Here is a 16,480-nt window from a genome sequence, read left to right as displayed (position 1 = left end):
GCGGGGACCAGGGAGCAGCGACGTACCGGGCGGACGCGACAGATCCAACCCCAATACCGGGAACGGGTCGGCACGCCGCGGATGCCGGCCAGCACGGTCTGGGGAGTGGCGCCGGGAGGGAGGCCACGTGGCCCAGGTCACCGAGCCGATTCGGCTGTCGGAGCACCTGTACCTGTTGCGCGACACCTGCAATGCCTATCTGATCCGCAAAGGAAGCCGGGCCCTGGTCATCGACTGCGGGGACGCCGGGTTCACCGCGCGCCTGCGCGGCCTGGGTGTGGAGGAGGTGGAGTGGTTGCTGTTCACCCACCACCACCGCGATCAGAACCAGGGCGCAGAAAAGCTGGTCAGCAAGGGGGCGCGGGTCGCGGTTCCCGAACATGAGCGCTTCCTCTTCGAGCATGCTTCGCAGTACATGCAGAGTCGCCCCGTCTATGACAGCTACAATGGCCGCAGCACTGTGCAGACACGCCTGACTGACCTGCCTGTGGATCAGCCGCTTCAGGACTACGAGATCTTCCGCTGGCGGGGCTTTGAGTTCCACATCATCCCCACTCCCGGACACACCCGCGGCGCGTGCTCGCTGCTCTGCGAAATCGATGGCCAACAAGTGGCCTTTACCGGCGACCTTCTCTGCGACGACGGCAGGTTTCCGAGCCTGCATGATCTGGAGCACAACTACGGCGGATGTGAGGGCGCCGACCAGACCGCTTATTCGGCAATCCGACTCCAACGCGAACCTGTGGAGCTGATCTGCCCATCCCACGGAGAGCCCATCCCCAATGCCCGGCCGGCTCTGCGTGCGCTTCAGGACAACGCCCGTGCGTGGTACCGCTGGCGCACGGGCTCGGAGCTTCCCTGCCTCCAGCGGCCGGTCCAGATTACCGAGCACCTGTTCGCCTTCCCGCAGGCATGCTGCGCATGGTATGCCCTGGTCGCGGAAAACGGCCAGGCGCTCTTCATCGATCATGGGACCCCGGATGGTCCGCATTTCGGGATGCACGAGACGTACCGCGAGCCCTGGGAGACAACGAGGTATGTCGACCATGGGCTGTGGGAACTGCAGAACCGCCACGGCCTCAAGTCCGTCGATGTGGCGATACCGACCCATTACCACGATGACCACGTTGCCGGGTTCCCCTACTTGCGGAGGCGCTTTGGCACCGAGGTCTGGGCATCCGAGGTGCTTCAGGACATTCTCGAACACCCCGAACGCTACAGCGAATTGTGCCTGCTACCCACGCCAATTCCGGTGGCGCGCACGCTGGCTGACGGTGAGGAATTTGAATGGAAAGGATTCCGGCTACAGGCATGGCATTTCCCCGGCCAGACTGAGTACCACTCGTTGGTATTGCTCCACGTCGACGGAAAACGCGTGCTGTTCACCGGCGACAGCCTGCAGCGCATAGGCAATCATCTGGCATGCCCCGTCATTATGCGCAACAACCTGCGCTTCGGCAGCCACGAGGAGTGCGCGCATCGGCTGATGGGCCTGAGAGCGGATATCATCGCCCCCGGGCACGGTGAGCCGTGGGTGCCGCATGCCGACGAGTTCGCGTCGCTGCGCCAGCACACCCAGCAGCTTCGCACCCTCTTCCGCCGCATCCTGCCGGAGGATGCGGGGCTGGATGCCATCAACCCCTACTGGGTGCGCATTCGGCCTTACCAGATCGAGGCCAGACGGGGCGGCAAGGCAAAGCTGACCGTGGAGATCACGAACCCCCGGCAGGAGCCGGTCTCTGTTCGCGTCGCCATGGCCGGGCCGGGCCAGATAGCCTTCGAGCCATCCTCACGCGAGGTCAAGCTGGCGCCCGGACAGGAGGGGACAGTCAAGTTCGAGCTTTCCGTGAGCCAGCGTTACAAGGGCCTGCCACGCGTGGCCATCGCCGCAGACGTGACCCTCGGGAACGAGCGCATGGGACAGGCGACGGAGGCCTTCGTCGACATCGCAGGATAACCGGTCTGGTATCGGGTAGGCGGGGTCGTTGCCGACCCCGCCTCCCACACCACCCGGCATGCGGGTCCGCACCGGGCGGTTCACGCAGCGGCAAGCGCCTCGTACCGTTCAAGTAGGCTGTGATAGCCCAGTTCCGAAGTCGTCTATTGCTCAGTGCTTGGGTCAGGGCGCGGCTTCCCGCCATACGCCACAGCCTCGCCCCACTATAGGCCGTCCTCCAGGCCAGGTCCGGGGCCACGCCCGCCTTCATCAGTTCCCGCGCTCGGTTTCGAGGTTTCTTCCACTGCTTCCATACGTAGCACCGCAGGCGACGCCTGATCCATTGATCCAACTCCCTGAACAGCGAAGGGCTGCGCGCGTAGCGGAAATACGTCACCCAACCGTCGGTGAACGTCCGCAGCTCTTGCAGCACTCGCTCCAGGCTCACTCCCCGATTGCGGCGCGTGAGGCAACGTATCTTGTGCTTCGCGCGCTGCAGGCTTTCCGGGGCGATGGTCAGGCGCACTTCACGTTGCAGGATGATCCGATAGCCAAGGAACTTGCGATGCCACGGACGGGCAACCGCGCTCTTGTCGCGGTTCACTCGCAATCGCAGCCTGCGTTCCAGGAACTCCGTCACCGAACTCATCACGCGAAGGCCCGCGCGTCGGCTGCCGACGTAGATGTTGCAGTCGTCGGCGTACCGACAGAAGCAATGGCCTCGGCGCTCCAGCTCCCTGTCCAACTCGTTCAGCAGGATGTTGGCAAGCAGCGGAGACAGCGGACCGCCCTGAGGTGTGCCCTCGTACCGGTCCGTCACCACGCCGTTGAACAGGACACCGGCCTGCAGGTACCGGCGGATCAGGCGCAGCACGCGCCGGTCGCCGATGCGCTGCCGGACAAGGCCCATCAACACGTCGTGGTTCACCCGGTCGAAGAACTTCTCAAGGTCGAGGTCCACCACCCACATCTTCCCTTCCGCCACGTATCCGCGGGCCGCTTCCACAGCCTGGTGGGCGTTTCTGCCCGGACGGAAGCCGTAGCTGTGGGGAGAAAACGTGGGCTCGTACAGCGGGAACAACACTTGCAGCAGCGCCTGCTGGATCAGCCGGTCCAACACTGTCGGGACGCCCAGCTGTCGTGTCCCGCCATCCGGCTTCGGAATGTCCACTCGCTTCACCGGCTGCGGGCGATATGTCCCCTCCAGCAGGGCCTTGCGGATTTGCGGCCACGCGCCCGTCAGGTAGCCCTTCAATTCGTCGACCCTCATCCCGTCGACGCCGGGGCTGCCCTTGTTCGCGCAGACGCGCTTCAGAGCTTGCCGCATATTGTCGGCGGCAACCACAGCCTCCATCAGGCCGTGCGCCAAGGCTCCCGTGCGTGAAGGCGGCAGGCACGTGTCGAGCCCTTCACTGAGGCCCGGACGGAATTCACCGTCCTCCCCCCAGTCGAAGGCCAGTTGCCTGGTTTTCTGCCGCATGACGTGTCCGATCCCTCACGTGGGTCCTTGTAGCTGGTGTTCAGCCCTTCCCTCACACGGCGAGGTACTATGGCCTTTGCTGACTTCTGCCCGCCCATCCCCGACCGTTGCCGATCAGGTAGCCACATCTGTGGCAGACAGGCAGATCTCCCGGGATAAGCCCATGATCTTTCGCCCCGCACCTGCCGGATTTACACCGGGCCGCCTTTGGAGACCTCGGGTTTCACTGTCGTTCGCCAGCTCACCCGGCGCTCGATGCCTTCTATCCGATTTCTGTTCGTCAGGTCGTGGCTGTGGCTAAGGCTTCTTTCAGACCCCGCCTCGCGGCGACGCCCTTGCCTTCGCTTAACGGTTACGGTCTCCGATACCGTAGAGGACTTCCACCTCCGAGATCATGAACATGCCCGGCATACGAATCAGCGCAGCACGGCGAAGGGTCGCCGTGCTGCGCGTGTTTGCAGGGTGATGGGGCGAGAGCCAGAAGGTTAGTCGGTCCAGTAGGACCAGTGGCGGTACTGGGTGTCCTTCATCGTCTTCACGTGCGAATCCGCGAAGAGGATGTTGTACATGTCATTGTGGCGCGGGACCGCGCGGCAGCTTGCAGTGTTGGCCTGCGTCGGGTCGTTGGGCACATTCTCCGCCGGATTGTAGCCTACCGGAACGTAGGGGTTGTAAGGCCCGGCATACAGGTTTGTGTCGTCCATGAAGACGATGGTCTGGGCAGGGTCGTCGATCTTGGCCAGGGGAAGGAAGCCGTCAAACTGGACTGAGGCCTGGGCGAACCGGCTCTGGTTGTAGCCGTAGTTGATGTTCAGACCAGGCGGGTCCTGGAAAGCCTGGTAGGAGGACTTGTCCGAGGGGCAAAGCCACAGCTGCACATTCTTGACGTAGGGGTTGAGGACCTCGGGTGTGTGGAAGTACCCTCCGGAAAGCCCCGGGGTCACGGTGTACAAGCCCGGCAGCGTTTCGTCGTAGTCCTGGATGTACATGGCCCAGGCGATGCCGATCTGTTTGAGATTGGACTGGCAGGACGCGGCACGGGCCTTCTCCCGCGCCCTCGCAAACACGGGAAAGAGGATCGCGGCGAGTATGGCTATGATGGCGATGACCACGAGCAGTTCAATGAGAGTGAAGCCGGAACGTCGAACCATTGCGCAAAGGACCTCCTGGAGAGATAACGGTGGCGCTCCACACAATTGGAGCGCCACCTGGACCCCTGCATCTTACAGAAAAGAGAAGCTTTGAGCAAGGTCTTTCATTACTGAAGGACCGGCCCTCTTGCATGCATTACCCGAGGTATTGCCACGTCATATTCGTGACCCTGCCGTTCTTGAAGGTGAAGGTCTTCTGCCACCGGGACCGGCTCGCGCCTGCCCGCACAACGCACTCCATCCGCAGGCGGCCGTTGCCATTGTCCACAGAGTTGTCCAGGATGTCCCACTCCAGCAGTTCCTCGCCGTAAGTCGTCTTGAGGTAGTCTGCGCAGGTTGCGATGAGTGTGGCTTCAGTGCCGTCCGACATCGTATCGACTCCTTTCAGCCCTTCGGTACCAGGGCGATGTAGTCCAGGTTCATCCCCTTGCCGTCGGTATTCACCATCTCGATGATATGTTCGCCGGCCTTCAGGGACAGCAATGCCGTCTTTCCGTCCGCATCCTTGACGGGAGCGTGCAGCCAGTCGCTGGATGTGCTGCTGAAGCCGCCAGTGGACACGAACCTCTGTTTCACCCGCTGACCACCGTCGATGGCAATCTCCCGGTCCACGTCCCAGGTGGAGCAGTAGCGCACGACCAGCATATACTCGCCGTCTGCCGGCACCTCTGCCTTCCATGTCAGCGCGTGACCGGCAGCGTCCCAGTGAGAGAAAGACTTGCCGGAGTGCCCCACCTTGTCCTCGCGGATTTGGACCTCCCCACCCTCCTGCGCCGTGAAACTCTCGGCTTCCACCACCAACGCACCTTCGGGAAGTTCATCCTCGGCGCGCAGGGACGCGCTCGCCTGGAGGGGCTCATCCGCGGTTAGCGTCGCGGTCAAGGCCAGGCTCTTCACCCCCGCCAGGAAGGCGGGCCTATCGCGGAGGGAAACGGTAAAGGTGGCTTCCGCTTTGCCCCCGGCGGGAGCGTTGATCTCGACCTGCCCAGGCGCAATTGTCAGGTCGTCGCTGCCTGTGAGAACAACGGTGCCCTGGACCGCCTGCTTCGCCGGGGCTTCAAGCACCACATTGACTTCTCGCGGCTGTCCAAAGCGGATTGATGCAGAGCCCGTGTCCATCCAGAGCACCGCGCCGCTTTGGCCCATGAAGTAGCTGGTCATCGGCGGCTGATTGTACCCCATGGCGTTGTTAGCGGTGTCGATACGGTAGACGGGGTCCTGCATGAGGCAGACGCGTCGATCACTGGCAGGGATGGTGGTGGAATAGATGCGCATCTCACCCTTGACGCTGGTGATGATCTCCTCGCGCCAGTCGCCGAGGACATCCGCCCATATCACCTGGCTCCCCTGGATGCCCTGGGCCACGGTCTGCCCGCGGTACTTGTAGATCCGTCCGCCGCCCACCAGTTCGCGCAGGCCGTCCGCGTCCCAGTATGCAGTGATCATCGACGGGACCTTCTCCTCCTGCCCCAGCAACTCGCCGGAGGCGGAGAAAATCCAGCGCGGCGGGTTGTTGTTATACTTCAGCCCGGCAGGGTCGCCCTTGGGGTCCTCGCATGCCCAGCATTCCATGCCTAGCTTTGTCGGGTCGATGTCCGCCGCCATACCTGAACCAACGTGGAAAGTCTCGAAACTGGTCCCCCAGATAATCTCGCCCGTGGCTGCATCCACCAGACAGACGCCATTCTCTTTCCGCCGTGGCTCGATGACGTAGAAGATCTCCATGCCCGGGCGGTTGGGGTCGATGTCCCCCACATAACACTTGTCCGGATGACCGAGGCCCGTTGTCCACAGCCCCTTGCCATCATCGTCGATGACGCTGGAACCAAGGATGACCTCATCACGGCCGTCACCGTCCACGTCGGCCGAGTGCATGAAATGGGCGCCTTGCCCGGCGTAAGGACCGACCTCGTCGCGGCTGTCGAAGCTCCAGAGCAGTTCCAGCTTTCCGTCGTGGTACTGATAGGCGTCCACCTTCATGACGGTGTAAGTGCCCCGTGCCACCAGCAGGCAGGGCGTCTTGCCGTCGAGGTAGCCTACACCCAACTGGTTGCGCGACGCGTAGTTATAGCCATTCAGTCCGCCGCCAAATCCCTGTCGCGAGGGCCAGTCTGCGCGTGCCTTCTCCTCGCCGGTCATGCCGTCAAGAATCGAGATATATTCCGGGCCGGAGCGTACGCGACCATCAGGATCGCGCGGATCGCCGTCACCGGTCTTCACGGCGACTTCGGCCTTGCCGTCACCGTCGAAGTCGAACACGAGACACGGTGAATACCAGATTCCACGCTCAATCGCCCAGCCCAGGTCCTTCCTCCAAAGGAACTCGCCGTCACTGGTATATGCCTCGAGCTTGTATGTGTCTGGGCTGGGGGTCCAGTAGCCCTGGTACGGGTCAATGTTATCGCCGGGCTGCTTGAGAACGTAGTCATACCGGCCGTCGCCGTCGAGATCGGCGATCCCGCACTTCTGGAAGCTGTAGTCACCGTCCAGCTTGATGGATACATAACCGGTGGGCGTTGGATCGGCGGGAAGGAAGGCCTGGTCGGAAGGCACGCCTTCCTTGCCGTCCACCACGGGCTTCACCCAGTAGGAGAAGTCGATGCCCCGGGGTGGGTCCATGTCGATGAAGTCCGTGGTCTTCGTGACCGGCTGCTCACTGATCTTTACCGGGAGCATCCGTCCGGCGGCCCGATAGACGTTGAAAGCAATGTCCGGCGGATCGTTCTTGAGCAGCCGCCAGCCCACGTAGACGCTGCCATCCTCCCTGGGCAGAGCGACCAGTCCGCGGGTGATCTGCTCTTCCACGCGCTCCTTTGCCCAGCCATTCACCGGCCCCTTCGGCCGCACGCGCTGGGGAGTAGTGCTGGCCTCGAAAGCGACGTCATCGACCCAGACCTTCGCATTGCCACTGCCCACCACCCGCACGTGGATCTGGTCCACGCCCTGGGGGATATACGCTTCGGCCTGCACCTTTTTCCAATCTGTGGTGCCGTAGACGCCGTCCGAGCCGATACTCCAGCTCACCAGCTTGCCGCCCGAAAGCGCCACGATGGCCAGGTCTGCACTGTCGGTGTTTTCGCACTTCATCCATGCGGAAGCGACCCAGGTCTGCCCGGGCTCTACGTTGAGCCTGCCGGCGTTGGTAAAGGCGTAGTCGCGCTCGCCCTCGTGAGTGATCAGTGCACAGCGCGATCCGTTGCGGCCCTCATCGGAGAAAGTCACGCCACCCTTCTGTTCCCGGGAGAACCAGCTCCAGCCGCTGCCGGGCATATCATTGCCTGCCTGGAAGTCCCCGTTGGTGACGCCGTTCTTTTCGGCCATGAGCGGGATGAGCCGAATGTTGTCGAAGTACGTGAACCCGGGGCTGTTGGCGTCCGCGAACCGGTCGTCCACCCAGAACTCGAACTTTCCGCCAGTGATGTCGAAGCGCCCGAGTTCGCCGCCCGTATTGGACAGGTTGATCCACTTCTCCTGGTCGAGAGATGCCGCCAGGGCGCGCCCATACTTGAGCACCACCTGGTAGCGCCCGTCGGGGATATTCTCGAGGACCACGTGGAGCACTGGAGCCCCGTCCTCCGGCTTCTCACGGTCCTGCATCACCTGTGGGGACTGCAAGACCTTGCCGCCGGACCACTTGAGCTCCGCGTCCTTGTCCTTCGACCACAGATTCCAGCGGTCCTTGGGCGTGATATCCTTCGCCCAGGCCTCCGAAGGTGAGGAAACGTCCTCCGCTTCGAAGACCAACTCCTGCTGGGCGGACACCAACAGGGGCAAGAGCAACAAGAGCATCAGGGCAACAAACCGCGGCATGATGTTCCTCCATTTGAAGGTCTGTGAGCGCGCAGACGGAAATATGACCCGAGTCTGTTCACCGCCGATAATGCGGATTCCTTGGGACCAACGCCCGCGCATGCGTTGACGTTCCCTCAGCACGTCTGAGTTCGACGAAGGAGGCTTACCGGATGGGACGCAAGGGGGCCAGGATGCCCGATGTCATACTGCGACTGGTGGTGCTCACGATGCTCATTGTGCTGCCGTGCTGGTGCCAGGCCGACAGCACGCCCTTCGCCTGGTACCGTTTCGAAGACCCCGCAGCGCTGGGCAAGGACAGTTCGGAGCACGGACGCGATGCTCAGGCCGTAGAAGCGCAAAGCGGAGAGGGGCGACACGGGCTTGGGCTGGTGCTTTCGGGCAAAGGTGGCCTGACTCTTGCGTCGGGGAGCGTGCCCGACCTGTCCAGGGGATTCACCGTGGACCTGTGGTTCCGGCCGGATACGGTCTCCGAAAACGCGAGCGTGGTGAACCTCGCAGGCGTGTTCATGCTGCGCATCGACCCGCCCGGTGAGGCGCGTAGGCTGTCCTTCTTCCCTGACCTCAATGGCAGCCTGGAGCCCCGGGTGCGCGGCCCTATCCTGGAGGCGGGCCAGTGGTACCACGCAGTTGCTTCCTGGGACGGCAGCATGGCCAGCCTCTGGGTGAATGGGCAGGAGTACAGCCAAAGCAGGCCGGGGCGGGTCACAGGCGGACGGGAGCCTCTTCTGGTGGGCCTGCCCTTCAAGTGGGCCCCCGCGGGTTTCAAGGGAGTGATCGACGAGGTTCGCCTGTACGACCGTGCGCTTTCTGCCACCGAGGTCCTCGGCGCCCAGTTCGGCCTGGCCCCAGATCCCCAGGGGCCAAGAACCACTGAGGCGCGACTTCTCCCTGAACACTGGCAGCGGGTCTCGGGCGAAGTCAGTGCGACGCCGGAAGGGCTGCTGCTGAAAACCGCGCCCAGTGAACCCGGCATTGCTCACCGCAGGCTGCAGCTTCCGGTGGGCGACAAGCCATTCGTCTCCCTTCGAATGAGCGTGAGCACCGGGAACCGGGGCAAGTTGCTCTTCCAGACCTCGGCCGGACCGGGCGCGGCGGTCATCCCCCTGCGCGCGGACGGGAAGATGCATTCCTACGTCGTGGACCTGAGCGACGTGCCCCAGTGGAGCGGCGACCTGCTCATGCTGGCGCTGGTGCCGTCCGACCGGGAGGCAGAGACACGATTGGCCTCCCTCACCGTTGCCGCCACCCCCGAAGTGCAGGCTGAGGTGGTGCCGCTACGAGTGCTGTCTGGCAGGCCCATCATTCGCGCGGGCAGGGAAGCGCAGATCCGCGCAGAGGTCACCAACTATGGCGGGATCGCGCACGATGTGACGCTGCAACTCGATCCTCCCCCGGGCGTGGAGGTCCTCGAAGGCAACCCCCAGCTCATCGCATCCCTGCCCCATCTCGCGCGTGGCGAAGCAAGTTGGACCGTGCGCGCCGAGACCCCCGGCATCGTGCAGTTCGGCCTGAGAATCTCAGTAGACGGTGCGGAAAGCAGCCAGTCAACGTGGCCCATCCGTTTCGACCCGGCGGTGGATGTGCCAAAGGCCGACTATGTGCCCGCGCCCCAACCACCGAAGAGCGACATCCTGGTGGGTGCGCACTACTGCCCGCTGTGGAAGCAGGGGGCACGGGGCAGCGGCTGGGAACTCATCGAACCATTTCCCGAGCGCGAACCGGCGCTAAGCTGGTATGACGAGCACAATCCCGAAGTGACCGACTGGGAGATCAAGTGGGCGCTGGATCACGGGATCAACTTCTTCGTCTACTGCTGGTACCGGGCGTCACAGGGAGGGCCGGTGGAGCAGTTCCTGGGCCATGCCATTCACGACGGCCTATTCAACGCGCGCTACCGCGACCAGTTCAAGTTCACCATCATGTGGGAGAACCAGGCACGCGGGCGATCCGGCGTTGCGTCCGAGGAGGACTTCCTGACAAACCTCCTGCCCTGGTGGATCGACAACTACTTCAAGCGCCCCGAGTACCTCAAGATCGACAACAAACCCGTCTTGTTCATTTACCGCCCGGAATACCTCGTGGACGACCTCGGCAGTGTAGAAAATGTGCGTATGGCCTTGAACAAGGCGCGACAAGCCTGCGTGGATGCGGGGTTTGCCGGCTTAATTCTCCTGGGTGAGTATCGGGGCACCGACCCCCGTCCCCTGCAACTCATGGCCGATGAGGGGCTCGACTACACCTTCGCCTACTGCTGGCCCATGTCCGCCGAAAGACCCACCGGCCGGGAGGCAATCGAAGCGCAGGAACGCTATTGGAAGAAGCACGCGGAGCAAGGGATCATCCCGGAAGTGCTCACGGTCTCCATGGGCTGGGATTCCACTCCTTGGCACTACAGCAGTTCCATCTGGCGCCTTACCCCGGAGGAATTCTCCGAGGCCTGCTCACGGGCGAAAGCTATGGCGCAGAGCTTCCCGGAAACCAGCCTCGGCAGCAAGATGATCCTGCTCGACAACTGGAACGAGTTTGGCGAGGGCCATTATATCTCCCCGCACCGCGAGTACGGGTTCGGCTACCTCGACGCGGCCCGAAAGGCCTTCACCGATGACCCCCCGCACGTGGACCTGGTCCCCGAGGACCTCGGCCTGGGTCCCTATGACTCCCTCTACCGCGGGTTCAAGGAGCGCATCGCCCACTGCGCGCAGAGAATGGTTGCCGAGAGCGGCCTCGAAGCTGATCTGGAGGCGTGGTACACCTTTGACGAACCTGAGGATACGGGTTACGCCTGGGACTGGACCGGGAACGGCCGGGGTGGGTTCATCACCGACGCGGCGCGAGTGCCCGGCGTGAAAGGCAAGGCGCTGGTGTGCGACGGGGGCGCCGTCACCGTCCCCGGACCCAACCTGAAATTCAAAATGCGCGAGTTGACAGTCTCCTGCTGGATCAAAGTCGGTGAGCCGGGACAACAGGATAAGTGGTTCATCAACAGTCTCCACGGGCCCGGGAACGCGGGATTTCGGATGGGTGTGACCAGCGGCGGACGCCTTTGTTTCGCAGTGCCCGTCAGCGGCTGGAGCCACCATCTCGTCTCCGCCGAGCCTCTGCCGGTGGGGCGCTGGATACATGTGGTCGGAACCTGCAACGGCGAGATGATCCGACTGTTTGCCGACGGAAAGCCTTGTGGACAGATGGAACGCAGGGGCAGGATCAACTGGGACGGGCACAACATGACGATTGGCAACTACGAGGCGGGCCACAGGGCTTATTTCCGCGGTGTTCTGGACGAGGTACGCATTTACAGTCGGGCACTATCTGCTGATGAGGTTGCAAAGATGGCGCAAGATGCTCCCGCGGGAGAGTGAGCTTGATGAGAGCGCCGACCTGTATCGCTGCACTGCTGGTCATCACGTCTTTCGCCACACAGGCGGATGTGATCGATGTCAATGGCGGTTTCGAACGCACGGAGGCAGTCAACGAGTCCTTCCGTGGGTCCGCAGCGGATGCGCAACTCAACCTCTCCCCGCGTCTGCCCCAGGTCTGGCAGATCAACTACGGGGCCATCGCGGCGCGCAAGACAGACCACGCCATCCGGCTCGTTGAGGACCCCGAGAGGGCGCATTCCGGCAACTGCGCGCTGGAACTGGCGCCGGGCGAAGTGTTCCTGCCTTACTTGCCCGCACGCCAGGAGGCCAAAGGGAGGGTTCGGGTCTGGGCCACCGGAAAGCCAGGGCTATCCGTCGGGCTGGTCCTCACGGATGCCCCCGCGAAAATGCTCTACCCACCCTTCCAGGCGATAGGCAACGCAGACGCGAAGGGGTACGTAGAATACCAAGCCGACTTCGCCCTGCCGCAAGGCGCCGCCGGCGTCAGCTTCACCCTCGGCGCAGGCAAAGCGCTCCTCGATGATGTCTCGATTGAGATCGAGGGCACGCGCGTGAATGCTCCTGATCTCGCTGCTCCCGTGGTGTCGGATGACGCCACGCTGGCCATAGCCACCGGGGACGCACCGCTGGCCGAGGGCGCGCTTTTCACGGGGCAACTGGTGGGCGGCGTGCAGGGACAGGCCTACCGCATCGGCGCCGAAGAGCTCTTGCAGGTGCCCGGGAGGTATCGCGATCTGTTGCAGGGCGGGACGATCGAGTTCTGGTTCCGGCCCGCGTGGGAGGGCCGGGACAACAATGACCACTTCCTGGTCACCCTGAGTACCGACGGGTTCGGGTACTCCATCCTGCGCGACCGGTACAACCACGTGCTTTTCAGCGCCTCTGACGGCTGGGCGCAGAGCATGGGGAACGTCCAGTCCCAACACTGGCAGTACGCCAACCGCTGGGGCGCGGGAGACTGGCACCATCTTGCGGTCTCCTGGACCCCCGACTGGTACACTCTCTTTCTGGACGGGTTCCCCGTGGACACCGCCCATACTGGTGCAAAGCAGGAAGCGAATCGGTCCTGGGCCACCGGTAAGCTGCCCTCGCGCATCCCCACTCTTGCCGGGATCGGGTCAGCGGGCACAGAGATCGACGAACTGCGCATCTCTCGCAGCGCCCGGTACTGGATCACCGCTCAGGACTCCGAACCCGCACAACCCGTGGTCATCGCTCAGGTTGAGGCCGAGACCCCGGCAATCCCGCTGGCGGGGCCGACCGATCCCGTGAAGCCGGACTTCTCCACACCGCCGGCTCCCGAGCCGCGCCCCGAGCCCGTCGAGTTCTTCGTTGACACCAACGCCCCGAATGCATCCGATGACAACCCTGGCACCCGGGAGCAGCCGTTCAAGACCATCAATCGCGGTGTCAAGGAACTCCTGCCCGGCGACACGCTTACTGTCCGGGGCGGCGTGTATCGGGAGTCGGTAGTACTCGACCTGATCGGTCGGCCCGACAAGCCGATCACCGTGCAGGCCGCTCCCGGCGAGACCGTGGTGGTGAAGGGCTCCGAAGTCGTGACGGGTTGGGAGAAAGACGGCGAAGTCTGGCGGAAGACCGGCTGGACGGATGAGTTCGTCCGGAAGTTTGCCGTGGGCGGACGGCTTGTCTCGGCCAATGTGCATGAAGTCTTCCAGCGAGACGGCATCCGCGATGAGGCCATCGTGCTTCTCCGGGTACGGACGCCCGAAGAGCTGCGAGAGGGCAAATGCTTCTGGGATGAGTCCACTGGGACCATTACCATCTGGCCTGTGGACACCGGCGAGCCTTTCGACCCGAATAACCCCGGCGTCGAAGTGCCCGTGCGCGGCTGGGGCATCACCGTGGGTCGCCGCCACGTACGCGTGCGCGGTTTCCAGATGCGCCAGTTCAACATGGCAGGGGTCACGAACTGGTCTTCCTCGGGCGTCAGCGGGCTCGATTGCAGCCTTGAGGACTGCATTGTCACCTGGGCAAACTTTGTGGGCATCAGCATGTCGGGCTTCGACAACCGTATCCTGCGCTGCGAAGCTTCGTACTGCGGCAATTCGGGGATGGGAGCGGGGGTGGGCGAAAACCAGCTTATCGAAGGCTGCGTCGTCACCCACAATAACTATTGGCGATACTCTCCCGGCTGGCATGGCGGCGGGGCCAAGCTCATCCCGTGGTTCAACAAGTCCACCGTGCGCAACTCGGAGTTCGCCTTCAATTATGGCCCCGGCCTGTGGTTCGACGGCTCGTGCAATGACAGCGTGATCGAGGGGTGCTACTGCCACGACAACGAAGGCCCCGGGATCATGGTGGAAATCAGCCGGGGCGTGATCGTCCGCAACAATGTGTGCGCCAACAATCGCAACACACTGCCCGGGATCGACCTGAGTCCTCTTGAGAAGAAGGGCTATGCACCGGTGAACTGTCAGGCCACGCGCACCGAGGGCGGCTCAGGTGGCAACGGCATCTTCATCTCCTCCTCGCCCCACACCAAGGTCTACAATAACCTGTGCTACCGCAATGAGTCGGCCGGTATCTTCGCCGAATGGGCCCGGCGCGAGAGCGCCGATGTCTCGGACTACGGGGAACGCAAGTCCGTGACTGTCTACATGTCCACCCACGATGTGGACGTGCGCAACAACATCCTCGTCAACAACCTGTCCTGCCAGCTCTCCCTGCGCCGCAATGGAGTTGACGAGGACACCTATGGGAACCAGTCCGACTACAACCTGCTGTATAGCTCGGGCGGCGTACCACTGGTTCGCTGGGGATTCGGAGGGGCGGCGTTCTCGACCGTGGAGAATTGGCGGGAAGCTTCAGGGTTCGGCAAGCACTCCATCTCCGCCGCGCCTGTTTTCGAGCGCTCGCCAGGAATGGACCTGCGCCTGCAGCCCGACTCCCCGGGAGTTGACCAGGGCGAGTTGCTTCCGGATGTTCCCTTCGATGCCCGTGGACGTAGACGCCCCCTGGGCAATGGGCCGGACATGGGCCCGTACGAGATCGCGGGCACCCGGCGCATTGTGGAGCGCCCGGCGGTTCCAAAGAACCTGGCATTCACGCCGGTTGATATCTCCGCTCTCATGAACCGCGGCTTTGCGGATGAGAAAGCGGACGACGGTATCGGTGGCTGGAGTGATCAGGGCCCGACAACCGACCTGCGTAGTTTCCCCACGGGGCTGCAGGAGTTCAACGGCGTCCCATTCCAGATCAACGCCCCGCTGGGCTGCCTGGTGCTCAAGTCCGGTTTCCGGCCCCAGAGCGACCTCCCGGCGCGGGTAGTCATCCCGGTGAAAAAGAAGGCAGATGTCCTTTACTTCTTGCATTCCGGCGCCTGGCTGGGAAGCGGCAGGACCCACTGGAAGTACATCATCCGCCGCGGAGACGGCACTTCGGAGACGCTCAGCGTCATTGGCGGCGAGAACATCCGCGACTGGTCCGATCCCAACGCCCACCTGCCACTGGACCGCGAGTATCCGACCACAACGCAGGTGGCCTGGAGCGGGAGCAATCAGACATTTGAGAAGGTCTCCGTGTACATGATGGCATGGGTGAATCCCCACGACTGGTGCGATGTGACCGAAGTTGAGATGGTGGCCGAGGAGGGCGGCGGCGTGCCGATCCTCATCGGCATCACCGCAGGCGTCCGCAAACCCCAGTGAGTTCGGACCGAGAGGAGCAGCTTACAATGCCGGAGACAGCAGTTGTCGTGGGAGCCGGGGGGATATCCAACGCCTGGTTCCCGCCGCTCAAGGCCGAGGGAGTGCATGTCGCAGCGGTTGTTGACCTCAATCCAGACGCCGCTCTTGCCCAGATAGCCAAGTACGAACTGGATGCCGAGGCAACCGGCGACCTGTGTGCCGCCCTGGCGAAACACAGGCCGGATTTTGTGGTGGACCTGACCGTTCCCGAAGCCCACTGTGAGGTGACCTGCACCGCGCTGGAGGCCGGGTGCCACGTCATCGGCGAGAAGCCCATGGCTTCCAGTATGGACGAAGCGCGGCGACAGGTGGCCACCTCGGAGAAGACCGGGCGACTGTACATGGTGAGCCAGTCCCGGCGCTGGGACCGGCGGCACGATTCAGTGCGCGCCACTGTCGCCCACGGATCGATCGGGGATATTACCACGATCAACTGCGACTTCTACATCGGCGCTCATTTCGGGGGGTTCCGCGACGAAATGGACAGCCCGCTGATCCTGGACATGGCCATCCATCATTTCGACCTCGCCCGGTTCATGACAGGCCTGGACCCGGTAAGTGTCTACTGCCGGGAGTTCAACCCGAAAGGATCCTGGTACAAAGGCGATGCCGCGGCGAGTTGTATCTTCGAAATGACGGACGGCGTGATCTTTACATACCGGGGGAGCTGGTGCGCCGAAGGGTGCCATACAAGCTGGAACGGCAACTGGCGAATCATCGGCACTCAGGGCACACTCCTGTACGAACAGGACGCCGATCCGCGCGGCCAGATAATCACCAACGATGAGGGCTTCCACCGGTCGCTGAAGGACGCGACGATTGTGCCCTCTCCCCTGGAGTTCGGCGGAATGCACGGGGCACTGCGCGAGATGCTGGACTACCTGCGCACAGGTAAGGCGCCGCAGACCGAGTGCCACGACAACATCAAGTCACTCTCCATGGTCCTTGCAGCCATTGAGAGTTCCCGCACGGGTGAGAAGGTGCCGGTGCCGCTGAGCTGATGCGGACGC

Annotated in this window: 7 protein-coding genes; 4 read left to right on the top strand and 3 right to left on the bottom strand. The window is 63.2% G+C overall.

Features of this window, described 5'->3' with window-relative positions; all coding sequences use genetic code 11:
* Nucleotides 1–127 precede the first annotated feature (127 nt).
* Nucleotides 128–1,957, top strand: coding sequence for an MBL fold metallo-hydrolase (locus tag HPY44_04865; protein ID NSW55321.1), 1,830 nt, complete (start codon nucleotides 128–130; stop codon nucleotides 1,955–1,957).
* A gap of 1,944 nt (nucleotides 1,958–3,901) precedes the next feature.
* On the opposite strand, the gene HPY44_04860 is transcribed toward HPY44_04865, so the two are convergent.
* The 3 genes from HPY44_04860 to HPY44_04850 all read right to left on the bottom strand — a co-directional run bounded on the left by HPY44_04860 (nucleotide 3,902) and on the right by HPY44_04850 (nucleotide 8,377).
* Nucleotides 3,902–4,567: a DUF1559 domain-containing protein gene (locus tag HPY44_04860; protein NSW55320.1), complete on the bottom strand. Its 666-nt coding sequence runs from the start codon at nucleotides 4,565–4,567 to the stop codon at nucleotides 3,902–3,904.
* 136 nt (nucleotides 4,568–4,703) lie between these two features.
* Nucleotides 4,704–4,937 carry a hypothetical protein gene (locus HPY44_04855; GenBank protein NSW55319.1) on the bottom strand — a complete coding sequence of 78 codons (234 nt, stop codon included), beginning with the start codon at nucleotides 4,935–4,937 and terminating at the stop codon, nucleotides 4,704–4,706.
* Between the two features lie 14 nt (nucleotides 4,938–4,951).
* The gene (locus tag HPY44_04850; GenBank protein ID NSW55318.1) at nucleotides 4,952–8,377 is read right to left on the bottom strand and encodes a carbohydrate binding domain-containing protein; all 3,426 of its coding nucleotides are present in this window, start codon (nucleotides 8,375–8,377) and stop codon (nucleotides 4,952–4,954) included.
* A 152-nt stretch (nucleotides 8,378–8,529) separates the two neighbouring features.
* Here HPY44_04850 and HPY44_04845 point away from each other — a divergent pair, with 152 nt between their 5' ends.
* The 3 genes from HPY44_04845 to HPY44_04835 are packed head-to-tail and all read left to right on the top strand — an operon-like array spanning nucleotide 8,530 to nucleotide 16,471.
* Nucleotides 8,530–11,739 (top strand): glycoside hydrolase family 99-like domain-containing protein, encoded by a 3,210-nt coding sequence (locus HPY44_04845; GenBank protein NSW55317.1) that lies wholly within the window; start codon nucleotides 8,530–8,532, stop codon nucleotides 11,737–11,739.
* A 5-nt stretch (nucleotides 11,740–11,744) separates the two neighbouring features.
* Entirely contained in the window at nucleotides 11,745–15,431 is a 3,687-nt protein-coding gene (locus tag HPY44_04840) for a right-handed parallel beta-helix repeat-containing protein (GenBank protein ID NSW55316.1), read from the top strand.
* 26 nt (nucleotides 15,432–15,457) lie between these two features.
* Nucleotides 15,458–16,471, top strand: coding sequence for a Gfo/Idh/MocA family oxidoreductase (locus HPY44_04835; GenBank protein NSW55315.1), 1,014 nt, complete (start codon nucleotides 15,458–15,460; stop codon nucleotides 16,469–16,471).
* Nucleotides 16,472–16,480: the final 9 nt, after the last annotated feature.

This window comes from Armatimonadota bacterium, from assembly GCA_013314775.1.
Classification (GTDB): Bacteria; Armatimonadota; Zipacnadia; order Zipacnadales; family JABUFB01; genus JABUFB01.
This window is presented reverse-complemented; position numbering and strand designations above follow the sequence as displayed.